Annotated in this window: 14 protein-coding genes; 10 read left to right on the plus strand and 4 right to left on the minus strand. The window is 70.0% G+C overall.

Annotated elements, in window-relative coordinates; genetic code table 11:
* Complete coding sequence (thiL, locus tag DEU34_RS06000) at positions 1-993, plus strand: thiamine-phosphate kinase (protein WP_121149232.1); 993 nt, start codon at positions 1-3, stop codon at positions 991-993.
* Here thiL and DEU34_RS06005 read toward each other — a convergent pair.
* Positions 963-1544, minus strand: coding sequence for an RsmD family RNA methyltransferase (locus DEU34_RS06005; RefSeq protein ID WP_121149233.1), 582 nt, complete (start codon positions 1542-1544; stop codon positions 963-965). The genes thiL and DEU34_RS06005 overlap by 31 nt on opposite strands.
* 80 nt (positions 1545-1624) lie before the next feature.
* Here DEU34_RS06005 and DEU34_RS06010 point away from each other — a divergent pair, with 80 nt between their 5' ends.
* The 6 genes from DEU34_RS06010 (at position 1625) to mutM (ending at position 6799) form a co-directional block, all read left to right on the plus strand.
* Positions 1625-3793: an ATP-dependent DNA helicase RecG gene (locus DEU34_RS06010; RefSeq protein WP_121149234.1), complete on the plus strand. Its 2169-nt coding sequence runs from the start codon at positions 1625-1627 to the stop codon at positions 3791-3793.
* Between the two features lie 55 nt (positions 3794-3848).
* The gene (coaD, locus tag DEU34_RS06015) at positions 3849-4346 is read left to right on the plus strand and encodes a pantetheine-phosphate adenylyltransferase (protein WP_116646347.1); all 498 of its coding nucleotides are present in this window, start codon (positions 3849-3851) and stop codon (positions 4344-4346) included.
* 66 nt (positions 4347-4412) lie between these two features.
* A complete protein-coding gene (locus DEU34_RS06020) occupies positions 4413-4967 on the plus strand; it encodes a DUF177 domain-containing protein (RefSeq protein WP_259460045.1) in 555 nt (184 codons plus the stop codon).
* Between the two features lie 2 nt (positions 4968-4969).
* Entirely contained in the window at positions 4970-5179 is a 210-nt protein-coding gene (gene rpmF, locus DEU34_RS06025; protein WP_028495421.1) for a 50S ribosomal protein L32, read from the plus strand.
* Positions 5180-5196: 17 nt separating this feature from the next.
* Positions 5197-5889, plus strand: coding sequence for a ribonuclease III (gene rnc, locus DEU34_RS06030; protein ID WP_121149235.1), 693 nt, complete (start codon positions 5197-5199; stop codon positions 5887-5889).
* Complete coding sequence (gene mutM, locus DEU34_RS06035; protein ID WP_121149236.1) at positions 5882-6799, plus strand: bifunctional DNA-formamidopyrimidine glycosylase/DNA-(apurinic or apyrimidinic site) lyase; 918 nt, start codon at positions 5882-5884, stop codon at positions 6797-6799. Before rnc ends, mutM begins: the two co-directional genes overlap by 8 nt.
* Here the strand turns inward: mutM and DEU34_RS06040 are convergent.
* Positions 6735-7874, minus strand: a complete 1140-nt coding sequence (locus DEU34_RS06040; protein ID WP_121149237.1) for a GNAT family N-acetyltransferase — start codon at positions 7872-7874, stop codon at positions 6735-6737. The genes mutM and DEU34_RS06040 overlap by 65 nt on opposite strands.
* Positions 7875-7930: 56 nt before the next feature.
* Entirely contained in the window at positions 7931-8197 is a 267-nt protein-coding gene (locus DEU34_RS06045; RefSeq protein ID WP_121149238.1) for a hypothetical protein, read from the minus strand.
* 430 nt (positions 8198-8627) lie between these two features.
* On the opposite strand from DEU34_RS06045, the gene smc reads away from it, so the two are divergent.
* The 3 genes from smc to DEU34_RS06060 all read left to right on the plus strand — a co-directional run bounded on the left by smc (position 8628) and on the right by DEU34_RS06060 (position 13613).
* On the plus strand, positions 8628-12146 hold the full coding sequence (smc, locus tag DEU34_RS06050) for a chromosome segregation protein SMC (protein WP_121149239.1): 3519 nt from the start codon (positions 8628-8630) through the stop codon (positions 12144-12146).
* 15 nt (positions 12147-12161) lie between these two features.
* Complete coding sequence (gene ftsY, locus DEU34_RS06055; RefSeq protein ID WP_116646353.1) at positions 12162-13034, plus strand: signal recognition particle-docking protein FtsY; 873 nt, start codon at positions 12162-12164, stop codon at positions 13032-13034.
* A gap of 78 nt (positions 13035-13112) precedes the next feature.
* Entirely contained in the window at positions 13113-13613 is a 501-nt protein-coding gene (locus DEU34_RS06060) for a DUF2004 domain-containing protein (protein ID WP_116646354.1), read from the plus strand.
* An 8-nt stretch (positions 13614-13621) separates the two neighbouring features.
* Here DEU34_RS06060 and lipA read toward each other — a convergent pair whose 3' ends face one another.
* Positions 13622-14593, minus strand: coding sequence for a lipoyl synthase (gene lipA / locus DEU34_RS06065; protein ID WP_121149756.1), 972 nt, complete (start codon positions 14591-14593; stop codon positions 13622-13624).
* Positions 14594-14612: the final 19 nt, after the last annotated feature.

The raw sequence follows: 14612 nt of genomic DNA on the forward strand, positions 1-14612 counted from the left end.
GTGCAGGAGCAGACCGTGGGCGACTTCAGCGAAGGCGCGATCCTCCGCCGCATCCTCGACCGTCTTCCCACCAGCCGGGCGATCGTCGGGCCGGGCGACGACGCGGCCGTGCTCGACGCGGCCGACGGGCGGGTCGTCGCGACGACCGACACCCTCGTGCACGGCCCCGACTTCCGGCTGGCGTGGTCGAGTCCGTTCGACCTGGGGTGGAAGGCCGCCGCGGTGAACCTCGCCGACATCGCCGCGATGGGTGCGCGCCCCACCGCCCTGCTCGTGGCCCTCGCTATGCCCGACGACCTCCCCGTGTCTTTCGTCGACGGGCTCGCCGCGGGGCTCGCCGCCGCCTGTGCGGAGCTCGCCCCCGGGTGCGCGGTCGAGGGCGGCGACCTCACTGTCTCCGACACGCTCACGATCGCCGTCACCGCCTTGGGGTCGCTCGACGGTCGGGAGCCCGTGCGTCGGTCGGGGGCCGCCGTCGGCGACGTGGTCGCCGTCGTGGGCGACCTCGGCGTCGCGGCCCTGGGCCTGTCGGTGCTGTTCCGCAGTTTCGTCGACGCGGCGGGCTCGCCCGTCGCGGTCGATCCGAGCACGTGGGCGGGGCTCACCGACGCCGAGACCCAGGGGCTGAAGAGGCAGCTGGCGCCGCGCCCCCCGATCGCCGCGGGAGCGACCGCCGCGATCGCCGGAGCGACGGCGATGATGGACGTCTCTGACGGTCTCGCGCTCGATGCGCGTCGCATGGCCGACGCGTCCGGGGTGACCCTCGACATCGCGCGCGCGCTGCTCGGTGACGCCCCCGACGCCGCCCTCGAGGGCGGCGAAGACCATGCTCTGCTCGCGGCCTTCCCCCCGGGCGCCGCTCTCCCGGACGGGTTCCGCGTGATCGGCGAGGTGCGCGCGCGCGTCGATGCGCCGGTGACGGTGGACGGGCTCCCGTACGAGAAGCCCGGCGGGTGGGATCCCTACAGGGACTGGGACGCCGGAAAAGGCTGACCCCACCACATCGCCGTGTCTCCGTAGGAACGGTCGCGCAGGGGCTCCAGGCCCGCGTCGCTCCAGCGCGGACCGGGGGACCGCTTGGCGCGCTCCACAACCACGACGGCGTCGGGGGACAGGTGCGGGGCGAGGGCGGTGAGGGTCTCGGTCAGGTCGGCGTCGGAGACGTCGTAGGGCGGGTCGATGAAGACGAGGTCGTAGGGCCCCGCCGCATCTCGGAGGAAGCCGACGACGGTCGCGCGGTGCGCTCGGATCGGCGGCGGGCTCGCGAGGGCCTTCGCCACCCGCTCGGCGTTGCGCCGGATCAGCGACACCGCCTGCGGGGCATGCTCCACGAGGTCGACGGATGCTGCGCCCCGGCTGGCGGCCTCGAGTCCGAGCGCGCCCGATCCGGCGTAGAGGTCGATCACCCTCGCGCCGTCGACGAGTCCGGCGGCGTCGAGCGCGCCGAAGAGCGACTCGCGGACGCGTTCGCTCGTGGGGCGGGTCCCCTTCGGAGGCACGTCGAGCACGGTGCCTCCGGCCGAGCCGGAGATGATGCGGGTCACCGTCTCACCCTACAAACACCCGTGATGCACCGGAGTCGGCGTCCGCCGGCGATGTCGGTGATCCTGCCTAGACTTTCCCCATGCCCGCCCTGACTCTCGCGTCGCGTCTCGACGGCGTGGTCGGTGGCAAGACGGCTGCCGCCTTCGACCGTGCCTTCGGCATGGCGACCGTCGGCGAACTGCTCGGGCACTACCCGCGTCGCTACGCCAAGCGTGGTGAGCTGACACCGATCGCTTCGCTTCCCCTCGGTGAGCCCGTGACGATCGTCGCCGAGGTCGTGCGCGCGGGGGAGCGTCGCATGCAGAACAAGCGCGGGTCGCTCGTCGAGGTCGTCATCACCGACGGCGACGGGCAAATGAGCCTCACGTTCTTCAACCAGCCGTGGCGCATCAAGGAGCTCTACCCGGGGCGCCGGGGCATCTTCTCGGGCAAGGTGGGCGAGTACCGGGGCGCGACGCAGCTGACCAATCCCGACTACGAGCTGTTCGAAGACGTCGAGCAGGCGCGCATGACGGCCGAGGCCAACGCGAATCTGCCCATCCCCATCTATCCCGCCACCAGCACGGTGACCAGCCGCATGATCTCGGACGCCATCGCCCTCGTCTTCGCCGCACTCGGCCCGATCGATGATCCGCTCCCGGAGACCCTTCGCGAGCGGCACGGTCTGCTCGAAGCGCGTACGGCATTCGAGCGGGTGCACCGGCCCGACGTCGAGGAGCAGGTCGGACCAGCCGTCGCGACGCTCCGCATGCACGAGGCGCTCGTCCTGCAGTCCGCGCTCCTCCAGCAGCGGCAGTTCGTGCGGGCCATGTCGGCGACGCGGCGCCCCGCCGCCCCCGGCGGACTGCTCGAACGCTTCGACGCGCTGCTTCCCTTCGATCGAACCCCCGACCAGGTCACGGTGGGCGATGCCGTCGCGGCTGATCTGGTCGGCGAGTGGCCGATGAACCGTCTGATCCAGGGCGAGGTCGGGTCGGGCAAGACCCTCGTGGCTCTGCGGGCCATGTTGCAGGTCGCCGAGTCGGGAGGCCAGTCGGCGTTGATCGCGCCGACCGAGGTGCTCGCCGCGCAGCACGTGCGTTCGATCGCCCGCATGCTCGGTCCGCAGCTCGCCCCCGAGCTGATGCCGACGCTTCTCACGGGGCAGCTGCCGGCCGCGGAGCGACGCAAGGCCGCGCTGCGCGCCGCATCCGGTCAAGCGCGCATCATCGTCGGAACGCACGCCCTGCTGAGCGCGTCGACCACGTTCGCCGATCTCGGTCTCGTGGTGGTCGACGAGCAGCATCGGTTCGGCGTCGAACAGCGAGAGGCGCTCCGCGCGAAGGGCTCCACCCCGCACACCGTCGTTCTCACGGCGACCCCCATCCCGCGCACCGTGGCCATGACCGTGTTCGGCGACCTCGACGTCTCCACGATCCGAACGATGCCCGCGGGGCGCGCGGGGATCTCCTCGTTCGTCGCCCCCGTCGCAGAGAAGCCGGGGTGGTTCGCCCGGGTGTGGGACCGCGTCGCCGAAGAGGTCGCGGAGGGGCGGCAGGCGTTCGTCGTGTGCCCCGCGATCGACGCGGAGGCGTCGACGAAGGACGACACCGACGACGACATCGTGGCCGAAGCGGAAGCCGCGGCTCCGCGCATCCGGTGGGGCGTGGTGCAGGTCGCCGACGTGCTCTCACGTCATCCCGCCTTCGCCCAGCTGCGCGTGGAGATCCTGCACGGCAAGATGCCCTCCGACGAGAAGGACGCCGTCATGCAGGCGTTCTCGCGGGGTGACATCGACGTGCTGGTCGCGACGACCGTCGTGGAGGTCGGCGTCGACGTTCCGAACGCCTCGGCGATGGTGATCCTCGAGGCCGACCGCTTCGGCGTCTCGCAGTTGCACCAGCTGCGAGGCCGAGTCGGGCGAGGCGGCCTCCCCGGCATCTGTCTGCTCGTGACCGAAGCGTCGACGGGCACGTCGGCGCGCGCGAGGGTGGAGGCGGTGGCCGGCACCCTCGACGGCTTCGAGCTGGCCGAGGTCGACCTCGAGCTGCGCGGGGAGGGCGACGTCCTCGGTGCGGTCCAGTCGGGTGCTCGCTCGTCGCTGCGGCTGCTGCGCGTGGTCAAAGACGCCGACGTCATCGCAGAGGCGCGTGCAGCGGCCGAACGCATCTTCGCCGATGACCCGACCCTCGCTCAGCATCCCGCTCTCGCCGCCGCGATTGATCGGCGAGTCGGTGCGCTGGAGCGGGCAGCCCTCGCCCGTTCGTGACCCATCGGGCCGCGAGGTTCAGGTGAGTGCCGTCGTCCCTCGATAGGCTGACGGCATGGACAGCCGGATCGCCGTCGTACCGGGGTCGTTCGACCCGCCCACGCTCGGACACATCGACGTCATCCGCCGAGCCGCAGCGCTCTACGACCAGCTCCACGTGCTGGTGGTGCACAACCCCGGCAAGGAGGCACTGCTTCCCATCGCGCAGCGTCAGGCGCTCCTCGAGCAGTCGATCGCCGAGGACGGCATCGAGGGCGATGTCGTCGTGGCTGCGTGGAGCATGGGCCTGCTCGTCGACTACGCCACCGACGTCGGGGCGGGTGTGCTCGTGAAAGGCATCCGGTCGCAGATCGACGTGGCGTACGAATCGCCGATGGCGATCGTCAATCGCCACCTCGCTCACATCGAGACCGTCTTCCTCCTGCCCGATCCTGCCCACGCGCTCGTCTCGAGCTCGCTCGTGCGACAGGTCGCCGCTCTCGGCGGAGACGTCTCGCCGTTCGTTCCGCCGGCCGTCGCGCGGTTCCTCGATACCGGTACCAGCGCCCGCTGACGGAGCCGCGGACGCTCGTGGCGGGTAGCATGGACGACCGTGAGAACTCGCCGACCCGGACCCTTCATGCTGCACGTCCGCGACATCGTCCACCACCCGGGGGAGATGCGCGAGTTCGAGCTCGATCTCGACACGCCCGAGAAGTGGGGCGAGGGCCTGGTGTCCATTCCGGCGGGAGAACCGCTCGACCTCGACGTGCGTCTGGAATCGGTGCACGAGGGCATCCTCGTCACCGGTACCGCCGACACTCGACTGACCGGGGTGTGCGGGCGCTGCCTGCGAGACATCGCCGAGCCTGTCGAAGTCGAGTTTCAGGAGCTTTTCACGTATCCTGGAAATGAAGCGGCTGATTTCGAGGTTCAAGACGATTACGTAGATCTTGAAACTCTGATCAGGGATGCCATCGTCCTCTCGCTTCCGTTCCAGCCGGTGTGTCAGCCGGATTGCCTCGGGCTCGACCCGGAAACAGGCGAGCGACTGACCGAGAGCACCGGCGAAAGCGAGCGAACGCCCGTCGATCCTCGATGGGCCGCGCTCCAGCAGTACCCCTCAGACCCTGACGGCGAAGCGCCCCGTAGCGCCACGCCCGAATCCGAAGACACCGTCACAGAGAAGAGCTAGTCATGGCAGGTAACCCCCCGAAGCGGAAGGTCTCCCGCTCCAACACGCGCTCGCGCCGTGCCCAGTGGAAGGCTGCCCCCATCACGCTGACCACCACGGTCGAGAACGGCAAGGTCGTGTACAGCCGTCCCCACCAGGCCAAGGTCGTCACCGACTCGCAGGGCACCGAGCTCTTCCTGGAGTACAAGGGACGCAAGGTCGCCGACGTCTGACGTCCGCGGCAGGTGCCGTGACAGTCGCTTCTGCTGAGCGCCAGACGCTCATCGACAGGCTCGGGGTCGATATCGACCCCGAGCTTCTGTCGCTTGCCCTCACTCATCGTTCGTTCGCGTACGAGAACGGCCACATCCCCCACAACGAGCGCCTCGAGTTCCTCGGCGATTCCGTGCTCGGGCAGGCCGTGACCGTGCGCCTGTTCACGCGTCATCCCGACCTCGACGAGGGCTCGCTCGCCAAGCGCCGCGCGAGCGTCGTATCGACGGTGGCTCTCGCCGAAGTCGCGCGACGCATCGGCCTCGGCGATCACGTGCTCCTCGGCCGAGGCGAGACGCTCACCGGAGGGCGTGACAAGGACTCGATCCTCGCCGACACGACCGAGGCCGTAATCGGTGCGGCCTACCTCTCGGCGGGCCAGGAAGAGGCGACGGCTCTCGTCCTGCGGTTGGTCGAACCCCTCCTCGACGATCCCGAGCGCTACGGCGCGGCGATGGATCCGAAGACGAGTCTGCAAGAACTGGCCGCCCAGCAGGGGGCGTCCGCGCCGAGCTACGAGGTCGACGCGACCGGCCCCGACCACGACCGGCGGTTCACGGCGACGGTTCGTGTTGGAGACGTGGTCACCCACGGTCAGGGCACCAGCAAGAAGCAGGCCGAGATGGTGGCGGCGCTGGCGGCGTGGCGCGAACTCGGCGGACGTGCCTGAGCTCCCCGAAGTCGAGGTCGTCCGCGCCGGCCTCGCGCCCGCCGTCTCCGGCGCGCGCATCGCGGCGGTGACCGTGCTCGATGAGCGCGCGCTCACCCGCCACGGTGACAGCGGCCCGTCATTCGAGCGTGCTCTGACGGGTCGTTCGTTCACCGCCGCGGTGCGTCGGGGGAAGTTCCTTTGGCTGCCACTGGACGACACCGGTCCCGAGCGACACGCGATGATCGCGCACCTCGGCATGAGCGGGCAGATGCTGCTGCGACCGTCGGGGGCTCCCGTGGAGCGCCACGAGCGTGTGCGACTCGACCTGCAGCATCCGACGCACGGCGAGATCGCGGTGGTCTTCGCGGATCAACGCACGTTCGGTTCGCTCGCGATCGACGCTCTCGAACCGACGCCCGACGGTGCCGCCGGGGGCCGAGGCGACGAGGCAGCCCTCGCTCCCCGTCAGGTCGCCCACATCGCCCGCGACCCGCTCGACCCCGCCTTCCGCGACGGCGCATTCCGCGCGGTTGTCGCCCGCAAGGCGTCGGGGATCAAGCGCGTGCTCCTCGACCAGACCGTCGTGAGCGGCATCGGAAACATCTACGCCGACGAGTCGCTCTGGGCGGCGCGTATCCATCCCGAGACCCGCGCGCTCGATCTGTCGACTCGGGCCGTGAACCGCCTCCTCGCCGAAGTACGCGCGGTGCTCCAGAAGGCCCTGGCCGAGGGCGGCACGAGCTTCGACGCGCAGTACGTCAACGTGAACGGGCAGGCAGGCTACTTCGCGCACTCGCTGAACGCGTACGGGCGCACGGGCGAGCCGTGCGCCCGATGCGGGCGACCGATCATGCGCGTGTCGTTCACGAACCGCTCGAGCCACTACTGTCCGCGATGCCAGCGTCTGCCGTCGTCGACGAGTCGCTGAGCACCTTCTTCCAGGCGCCCTCGTAGCCGATCGGTGCGAACCCGATGGCTTCGTTGATGTCGAGCATGGGGCGGTTCTCCTCCGCGTTGTACGTGAGGACCCGCGGCGAGTGCGGTGCGATGTCGAGCCAGGACAGCAGGCCCGCGCACTTGACCAGCATCCCGAGTCTGTGACCTCGGTGCGATGAGAGCACGAGAGTGTCGTACTGCGAGGTCGCCTCGGTCAGATCGTTGTTGATGACCAGTTCGTTGAACGCGACGAGGTCACCCGTTTCGATGTGCTGCGCCGCGGTGACCAGGGCGGTGCGTCCGGCATCGACGATCTTGGCGTCGGCACGGGCGACCCGGGCGGCGTCCCAGACCTCCTCGTCGAACTCGAGACCGGCAGCGGGGGCGTCGGTGTTCATGCGCGATTTCATCCAGGCGTACCCCTCGACGAACTCGGGCGGGGTCGGCAGGCGCCACTGCACGGTGCGGTAGCCGACGGCGGCCTCCGTGGCCCGCGCGCACAACTCGCGTACTCGGGGGAGTCCATCGCGGAGGTCGAGGGCGCTGATCCGTTCGACCTGCTCGAGCTGATATCCGCGACGCAGGAGGAACCGCGCGATGTGATCGAACGGGATGCTGCCGAAACCGGTGGGCGGCTGCAGGTGCTCGCCGGACGAGGGCGGGTGCTCCGCCCAGGTCTGCAGCACGGTGCGGCCGTGCGCTCGAGCGGTCGACTCGACGAGGGCGTATGCGGCGTTTCCGATCCCGCGGCCCCAGACGGATTGTCTCAGTTCGACGAGCCAGTACACCACGCGGGAGCCGGCCTCCTGCGGCACGTCGACCCCGATGCGCCCGACGGCTTCGCCGTCGAGGAGCACGAGCCAGGCGAGGCGGAGTTCCGCCGGATCCGGCCCGTAGTTCGGCAGGAGCTCGGCGGGGGTCATGCGTTCGTCGTCGTGACCGGAGGTTTCGGAGTAGACGAGGTTGCGCACGTGCGTCATGGCGACGAAGTCGGTGGCATCCGGGTCGTCGATCGCGCGGGGGATGGTGAGGGGCCGGATCTCCAGCCCCGCGGGTGGGGTGTTCATGATGTTCCTTGAAGAGGCGTTCGCCGGCCGCCGCGTGAGCGGCGGGCGGAACGGGGTCAGAGGGGGAGGCGCCGATCGAACTGCACCCACGCGGCTGCGCGAGCGCGGTCCTCCTCGGCGCGGTGCGCGGCGAGGAGCCGGGCGTGGTCCGCGTGGTCGCGGACCCGGTGGATACGGCGGGTGCTTCGAAGAAGCAGCCACAGTCCGAGACGCAGCGAGAGTCGGTCGACGAGGGAGATGCGGACGCCGGGTTCGGCGACCGTCTGGAGGAGGTCGTGCTCGGCACGGTCGGTCGACCGAGCGCGCGAGGCCAGATCGTTCATGGCAGTCACTTTCGAAGTGGTGCGCGGTCGAGCAGTCGACGCGCGCGGAGGCGAGGGTGTTCACCGGAGGGAGGGGACGCCGGATGCGTCGGAGGGCTCGAACGCGGAGCGCGAGCGTGGGCCCGGAGCGGGCGACGTGGAGACCGACGCGTCAGCAGGCGGTCGCGCGGGGGGCGACGAAGGAGCGGGTCACCGCAGCGCGGACGCGGAACGCGTCTCCCGTCAGAGTGGGCTGAATCATGGTGACCTCCTTTCGACGTCGTGGCGGGGTAAGACGATACCCGCGTCGCACAGCAAACGTCAAGCTAGCTCCCAGATATGCGGTGAAGTCGGGCGTGTCATCGATTGACTTCGGTGGGTCGGCGGGACGTCGAGAAGGGGAGCGGCGCTCTTTCCGGTACCGTGATGCGTTGATCCGAAGGACGACGTCATGCATCTGAAGAGCCTCACGCTCAAGGGGTTCAAGTCGTTCGCCCAGCCGACGACGTTCGCCCTCGAGCCCGGCGTCACCTGCATCGTCGGTCCGAACGGGTCGGGCAAGTCGAATGTCGTCGACGCCCTCGCCTGGGTCATGGGCGAGCAGGGCGCCAAGACCCTCCGCGGCGGGAAGATGGAGGACGTCATCTTCGCCGGCACGTCAACGCGTGGTCCGCTCGGTCGTGCGGAGGTGCAGCTCACCATCGACAACTCCGACGGGGCGCTTCCGATCGAGTACTCCGAGGTGTCGATCAGCCGCACCCTCTTCCGCACCGGATCGAGCGAGTACGCGATCAACGGCGAAAGCTGTCGCCTCCTCGACGTGCAGGAGCTGCTGAGCGACTCGGGCCTCGGACGCGAGATGCACGTGATCATCGGACAGGGGCGCCTCGACAGCGTGCTGCAGGCCACGCCCGAAGATCGCCGAGGGTTCATCGAGGAGGCAGCGGGCATCCTGAAGCACCGCCGCCGCAAGGAGAAGACGCTTCGCAAGCTCGAGGCGATGGAAGCCAACCTCACGCGCCTGAGCGACCTCGCCGGCGAGCTGCGCCGGCAGCTGAAACCCCTGGGACGCCAGGCCGAGATCGCGCGGGAGGCCGCGACGATCGCAGCCGTCGTACGGGATGCCAAGGCGCGGCTGTTCGCCGACGAGCTGGTCGGTCTTCGCCGTGAGCTCGCCGATCACGCCCGCACCGAGCACGAGCGCCACACCGAGAGGCTCGTGCTCCAGGACCAGGCGGAGAACATCCGCGCCCGCGTCGAGCGTCTGGAGGCGGACCAGCGTTCCGAGGCCGTCGACGCCGCGCGTCGTGTCGCGTTCTCTCTGGAACAGGTGCAGGAGCGCCTGCGCGGGCTCTACTCGCTCGCCGGTCAGCGACTGTCGCTTCTCGGTTCCGACGACGTCGACCCGTCGGTGATGGCGACGACCGTGTCGCAAGCCTCGATCGACGACGTGCGGACCGAGATCGACGAGCTGGCCGAAGGGCTCGGCGATGCGCAGGACGCGGCGTCGGCCGCGACCCGCGAGGTCTCGCGCGCGCGAGCCGAGTTGGACGCCCTCGACACCGACATCGCCGCGCAGAGCGCCCTCGTCTCCGAGCACGACATGCGGCTGACCGCGCTGCGCGGCCGGGCAGAGGCGGCGACGTCGGCGCTGACCGCGATGCTCGCCGGTGTCGACAGACAGCAGCGCGCCCTCGATGCGGCGACCGCTCGGCGCGACGAGGCCGCACAGGCTCTGGAGGCACTCGAGCCCGTGGTCATGCCCGAGGAGTCGGTGGCCGAGCACGCGGCCGCCTACGAGCGCGCGCAACGCGACGCGGCGGAGGCGGAGAGCACGCTGGAGTCGCTCCGCGAGAGGCTGCATGCCGCGGAGCGCGAGGTCGAGTCGCTGACCGCGCAGACGACGGCCCTCGGGCGAGCCCTCGACGTCCGCAACGCCGCCGCGGGACTCGCCGCGCGGGGCGAGCGCGGCGTGCGGGGACTGCTCGCCGACAGCGTCAAGGTCACCGCAGGTTTCGAGGCCGCCATCGCGGCGGCGCTCGGTCCGCTCGCGGAAGGACTGCTCGTCGACGCGTGGGACGACGCGTTCTCGGCAGCCTCTTCAGCGCGCGACGACGACCTCGGCGTCGTGGAGATCACCGTGGCCGAGCCCGCGGTCGCGGCGGCGTCGAACGCCGCGCCCGCCGGACTCGTCGCCGCCCGTGACGTGGTCACGGCGCCGGCGGGGGTGCTCGGACTTCTCGCCGACGTGTTCGTCGCCGACGATCTCGACGCGGCGCGTGCTGCGGCATCGGTGCTTCCCGCCGGGCTCGGCCACGCGACGATCGTCACACGCACCGGAGAGACCGTCACCGCGTACACGATCCGGGCCGGTTCGGGCGAAGGCCGCTCACGCCTGGAACTCGCGGCCGAGCGGGATGCTGCGGCCGATCGGTTGTCGGAGATCGTCGTCGTCGCCGACTCGCTCCGTGCGGCCCTCGCCGATGCGACCGTCGTGCACCGGGAGTCCCGCCAGAAGACCAAGGACACGCTGGCCGCGCTCCGGGAGCATGACGCCAATCTCGCGTCGCAGGCCGAGAAGGTCAACCGCGCGACCGTGCGTTTCGAGGCGGCCGTCGCGGAGTGCGAGCGGCTCGCCGCCGGGCTGGCGCAAGCCGCTGCCGCTGTGACCGGCGCGGAGGATGCGGCCCGGGTCGCGCAGCAGGCTCTCGAGTCGGCGCAGGAGGCGCCGCGTCCGATCCTCGACGCATCGGCGCGTGACGGGATGCTCGCCGAACTGGAGGCCGCCCGCGACGGCGAGATGCGCGCCAGGCTCGACGTGGAGACGCTTCGCGAACGGGTGCGTGCGGGCGAGGCCCGCATCGTCCAGCTCGAAAGGCAGCGCGAACGCGAACGCGCCGCTGCAGAGGAGGCTGCACGGCGCGCCGTCATCCGACGTGCGCAGCGCGAGATCGCGGCAGACGTCGCCGAACAGCTCCCCGCCCTCCTCGACTCCGTCGACCGTTCGGTCAGCCGGGCGCGCGTCGAACTCGCCGAGGCCGAATCGGCGCGCACCGCGGTCACGGCCGAGCTGGCGGGGGTGCGCGCCCAGGAGACCGCCGTGAGGGAGCGGCTCGCCGGATTGACCGAGAGCGTCCACGGCCTCGAGCTGCAGATCCACGAGAAGCGTCTGCACGCCGGCAGCCTTCTCGAGAGGGTGGGGTCGGAGCTGGGCCTCAGCGAAGACATTCTCATCGCGGAATACGGCCCCGACCAGCCCGTCCCGACCGACGGTGACGACGCGACGGCCGAAGCATCCGTTCCCTTCGACCGCGCGGCGCAGCGTCGGAGGCTGCACGAGGCCGAGCGCAAACTGGGTCAGCTGGGGCGCGTGAACCCCCTCGCTCTCGAAGAGTTCGCCGCTCTCGAGCAGCGTCACGCGTTCCTCACCGAGCAGCTGACCGACCTGACCCAGACGCGCGCCGACCTCATGACGATCATCGACGAGCTCGACGAGCGCATGCAGACGATCTTCATCGCGGCCTTCGACGATATGAAGGTCGCTTTCGGCGAGATCTTCCCGATCCTCTTCCCCGGTGGAACGGGAAGCGTCGCGCTGACCGATCCCGACGCGCCGCTGACGACCGGCATCGAGGTGACCGTGCGCCCTGCGGGCAAGAAGATCGAACGGCTCTCCCTCCTGTCGGGCGGCGAACGGTCGCTGGCCGCCGTGGCGTTCCTCGTGGCGATCTTCACCGCCCGGCCCAGCCCCTTCTACATCCTCGACGAGGTGGAGGCCGCTCTCGACGACGCGAACCTCGGGCGCCTGCTGGGCGTCTTCGAGCGGCTCCGCGAGAGCAGCCAGCTCATCGTGATCACGCACCAGAAGCGCACGATGGAGATCGCCGACGCGCTCTACGGTGTCTCGATGCGCCAGGACGGCGTTTCCGCCGTGGTCGGTCAGCGCGTCGGCGACCGCGCCGCCCGCTGACCGTAGGCTGGATGCATGGCTGAGAATCCCTGGTCGCTCGGCCGTGCTCTGCGCGGCATGTTCGTCAAACCCACGATCGACGAGACCACGTGGGACGACCTCGAGACGGCGCTCATCACCGCCGACTTCGGTCCGGACGTCACCGAGCGGATCATCGACGAGCTGCGCGAGAAGGTCGAGCGCTTCCGCACGACCGACCCGAAAGACCTCCAGCGGATGCTGCGCGAGACGATCGAGGAGCATTTCGCCAAGTTCGACACGACCCTCCGCCTCACCGAGCGTCCCGCGGTGGTGCTCGTGGTGGGGGTGAACGGGGTCGGTAAGACGACGACCATCGGCAAGTTCGCGAAGTTCCTGCAGCGGTACGGGCGCTCGGTCGTCGTCGGAGCCGCCGACACCTTCCGGGCGGCCGCTGTCGACCAGCTCGCGACCTGGGCGGAGCGCGGGGGAGCCGCGATCGTGCGGCCGCAGCACGAGGGCCAGGATCCTGCATCCGTCGCGTTCCAGACCATCACCTACGCGAAGGAGACCGGCACGGAGATCGTGCTCGTGGACACCGCCGGACGCCTGCACACCAAGGGCGGGCTGATGGACGAGCTCGGCAAGATCAAGCGCGTCATCGAGAAGCAGGCACCCATCAGCGAGGTGCTGCTCGTGCTCGACGCGACGACCGGCCAGAACGGACTCATGCAGGCGCAGGCCTTCCTCGACAGCGCCGGGGTCACCGGCCTCGTGCTCACGAAGCTCGACGGGTCGGCCCGCGGGGGGTTCGTGCTGGCCGTTCAGGAACTCACCGGCATTCCCGTGAAACTGCTCGGACAGGGCGAGGGGATCGGGGATCTCACGGGCTTCACACCGCACGTCTTCGCCTCGGCACTGGTCGACTGATGGCGGACATCGGGGCGGGCCCGACCGTGTGCGGTGCGGCGACTACCGTCGCGACGGCCGGACTGGTTTCATAGGGCCATGGCGATCGAGCACGACTTCTTCGGACTCCTCGAGTCGGGTCCGGACGGATCGATCTTCTGGTCCGAGAACGTGGAGTTCGGCGACCAGACGGTGACGGTCGACCTGACGGCTCCCGACCAGGACGACGTCTCGCAGGAGGCGCTCGATGCCGCTGCCGGGATGGTCTCTTCACTGGAGGGCATCGACCGCACCGCGCGGGACGCGATGGTCTCCGAGCTCGACGACCGTACGAGCGAGGTGATCGAGTACATCCTCCAGCAGCAGCAGCTCCTGGGCGAAGAACTCGACGACCTCCTCGTCGACGTGTCCGGTGACACGCAGATCGACGTGATCCGGTCGCTGCAGCTCATGAGCATGACGATCCTCGCCGACGAGCACGGGGGAGATGATCCGTTCGCCGTGCTCGAGTACGCGCTCGACCCCGAGGCCACCGACGACGTGCTGCTGGTCAATCTCGGTTCGGACGGCATCGTGCAGTCGGTGACCAGCGCCGACTGATTGTCCGGCTACACGGCCTGGGCGAACCCCTCGTCAGCGGCGGCGATGTCTTTCGCCAGGTGGGCGAGGTGCGGCGGGATGTCGCGACCCAGCGACACCATCGACTGCGCCCAGAGACGTCCCGCGCGGTATGACGACCGCACGAGCGGGCCGGCCAGCACCCCGAGGAATCCGATCCGCTCCGCCTCTTCCTTGAACTCGACGAACTCGGCGGGCTTCACCCACCGCGCGACCGGCAGATGGCGGGGAGTGGGGCGCAGATACTGCGTGATGGTGATGATGTCGGTGCCGGCCTCGCGCAGGTCGCGCAGCGCCTGCACGACTTCCGCCGGCTCTTCGCCCATGCCGAGGATGAGGTTCGACTTGGTGATGAGGCCCGCCGCGCGGGCGCGGGTGAGGACGCCGAGCGAGCGTTCGTAGCGGAAGGCCGGCCGGATGCGCTTGAAGATCCGCGGCACGGTCTCGACGTTGTGCGCGAAGACCTCGGGTCTCGCATCGAACACCTCGTCGAGAAGAACCGGGTTGCCGGAGAAATCCGTGGCGAGGATCTCCACTCCCGTGCCCGGGTTGTCGGCGTGGATGCGCCGCACGGTCTCGGCGTGGAGCCAGGCGCCTTCGTCGGGGAGGTCGTCACGGGCGACGCCGGTGACGGTCGCGTAGCGCAGGTTCATGCGCTGCACGCTCTCCGCCACGCGGCGCGGCTCGTCGGTGTCGTAGTCGGCGGGTCTGCCGGTGTCGATCTGGCAGAAGTCGCACCGCCGGGTGCACTGCGAGCCGCCGATGAGGAATGTCGCCTCGCGGTCTTCCCAGCATTCGAAGATGTTCGGGCAGCCGGCTTCCTGGCAGACGGTGTGGAGGTCCTCGGTCTTCACGAGCGACTGCAGCGCGGTGTACTCGGGCCCCATGCGCGCCTTCGTCTTGATCCACTCCGGCTTGCGCTCGATCGGCGTCTGCGCATTGCGCACCTCTAGGCGCAGCATCTTGCGCCCGTCCGGAGCG

The organism is Microbacterium sp. AG1240 (assembly GCF_003635115.1).
Classification (GTDB): Bacteria; Actinomycetota; Actinomycetes; order Actinomycetales; family Microbacteriaceae; genus Microbacterium.

Coding starts and splice junctions, on each gene's coding strand:
- DEU34_RS06060 (WP_116646354.1), top strand. CDS start 13,113: ATGGCGATCGAGCACGACTTCTTCGGACTCCTCGAGTCGGGTCCGGAC.
- DEU34_RS06045 (WP_121149238.1), bottom strand. CDS start 8,197: ATGAACGATCTGGCCTCGCGCGCTCGGTCGACCGACCGTGCCGAGCAC.
- smc (WP_121149239.1), top strand. CDS start 8,628: ATGCATCTGAAGAGCCTCACGCTCAAGGGGTTCAAGTCGTTCGCCCAG.
- DEU34_RS06040 (WP_121149237.1), bottom strand. CDS start 7,874: ATGAACACCCCACCCGCGGGGCTGGAGATCCGGCCCCTCACCATCCCC.
- coaD (WP_116646347.1), top strand. CDS start 3,849: ATGGACAGCCGGATCGCCGTCGTACCGGGGTCGTTCGACCCGCCCACG.
- lipA (WP_121149756.1), bottom strand. CDS start 14,593: ATGCTGCGCCTAGAGGTGCGCAATGCGCAGACGCCGATCGAGCGCAAG.
- DEU34_RS06010 (WP_121149234.1), top strand. CDS start 1,625: ATGCCCGCCCTGACTCTCGCGTCGCGTCTCGACGGCGTGGTCGGTGGC.
- DEU34_RS06020 (WP_259460045.1), top strand. CDS start 4,413: ATGCTGCACGTCCGCGACATCGTCCACCACCCGGGGGAGATGCGCGAG.
- rpmF (WP_028495421.1), top strand. CDS start 4,970: ATGGCAGGTAACCCCCCGAAGCGGAAGGTCTCCCGCTCCAACACGCGC.
- ftsY (WP_116646353.1), top strand. CDS start 12,162: ATGGCTGAGAATCCCTGGTCGCTCGGCCGTGCTCTGCGCGGCATGTTC.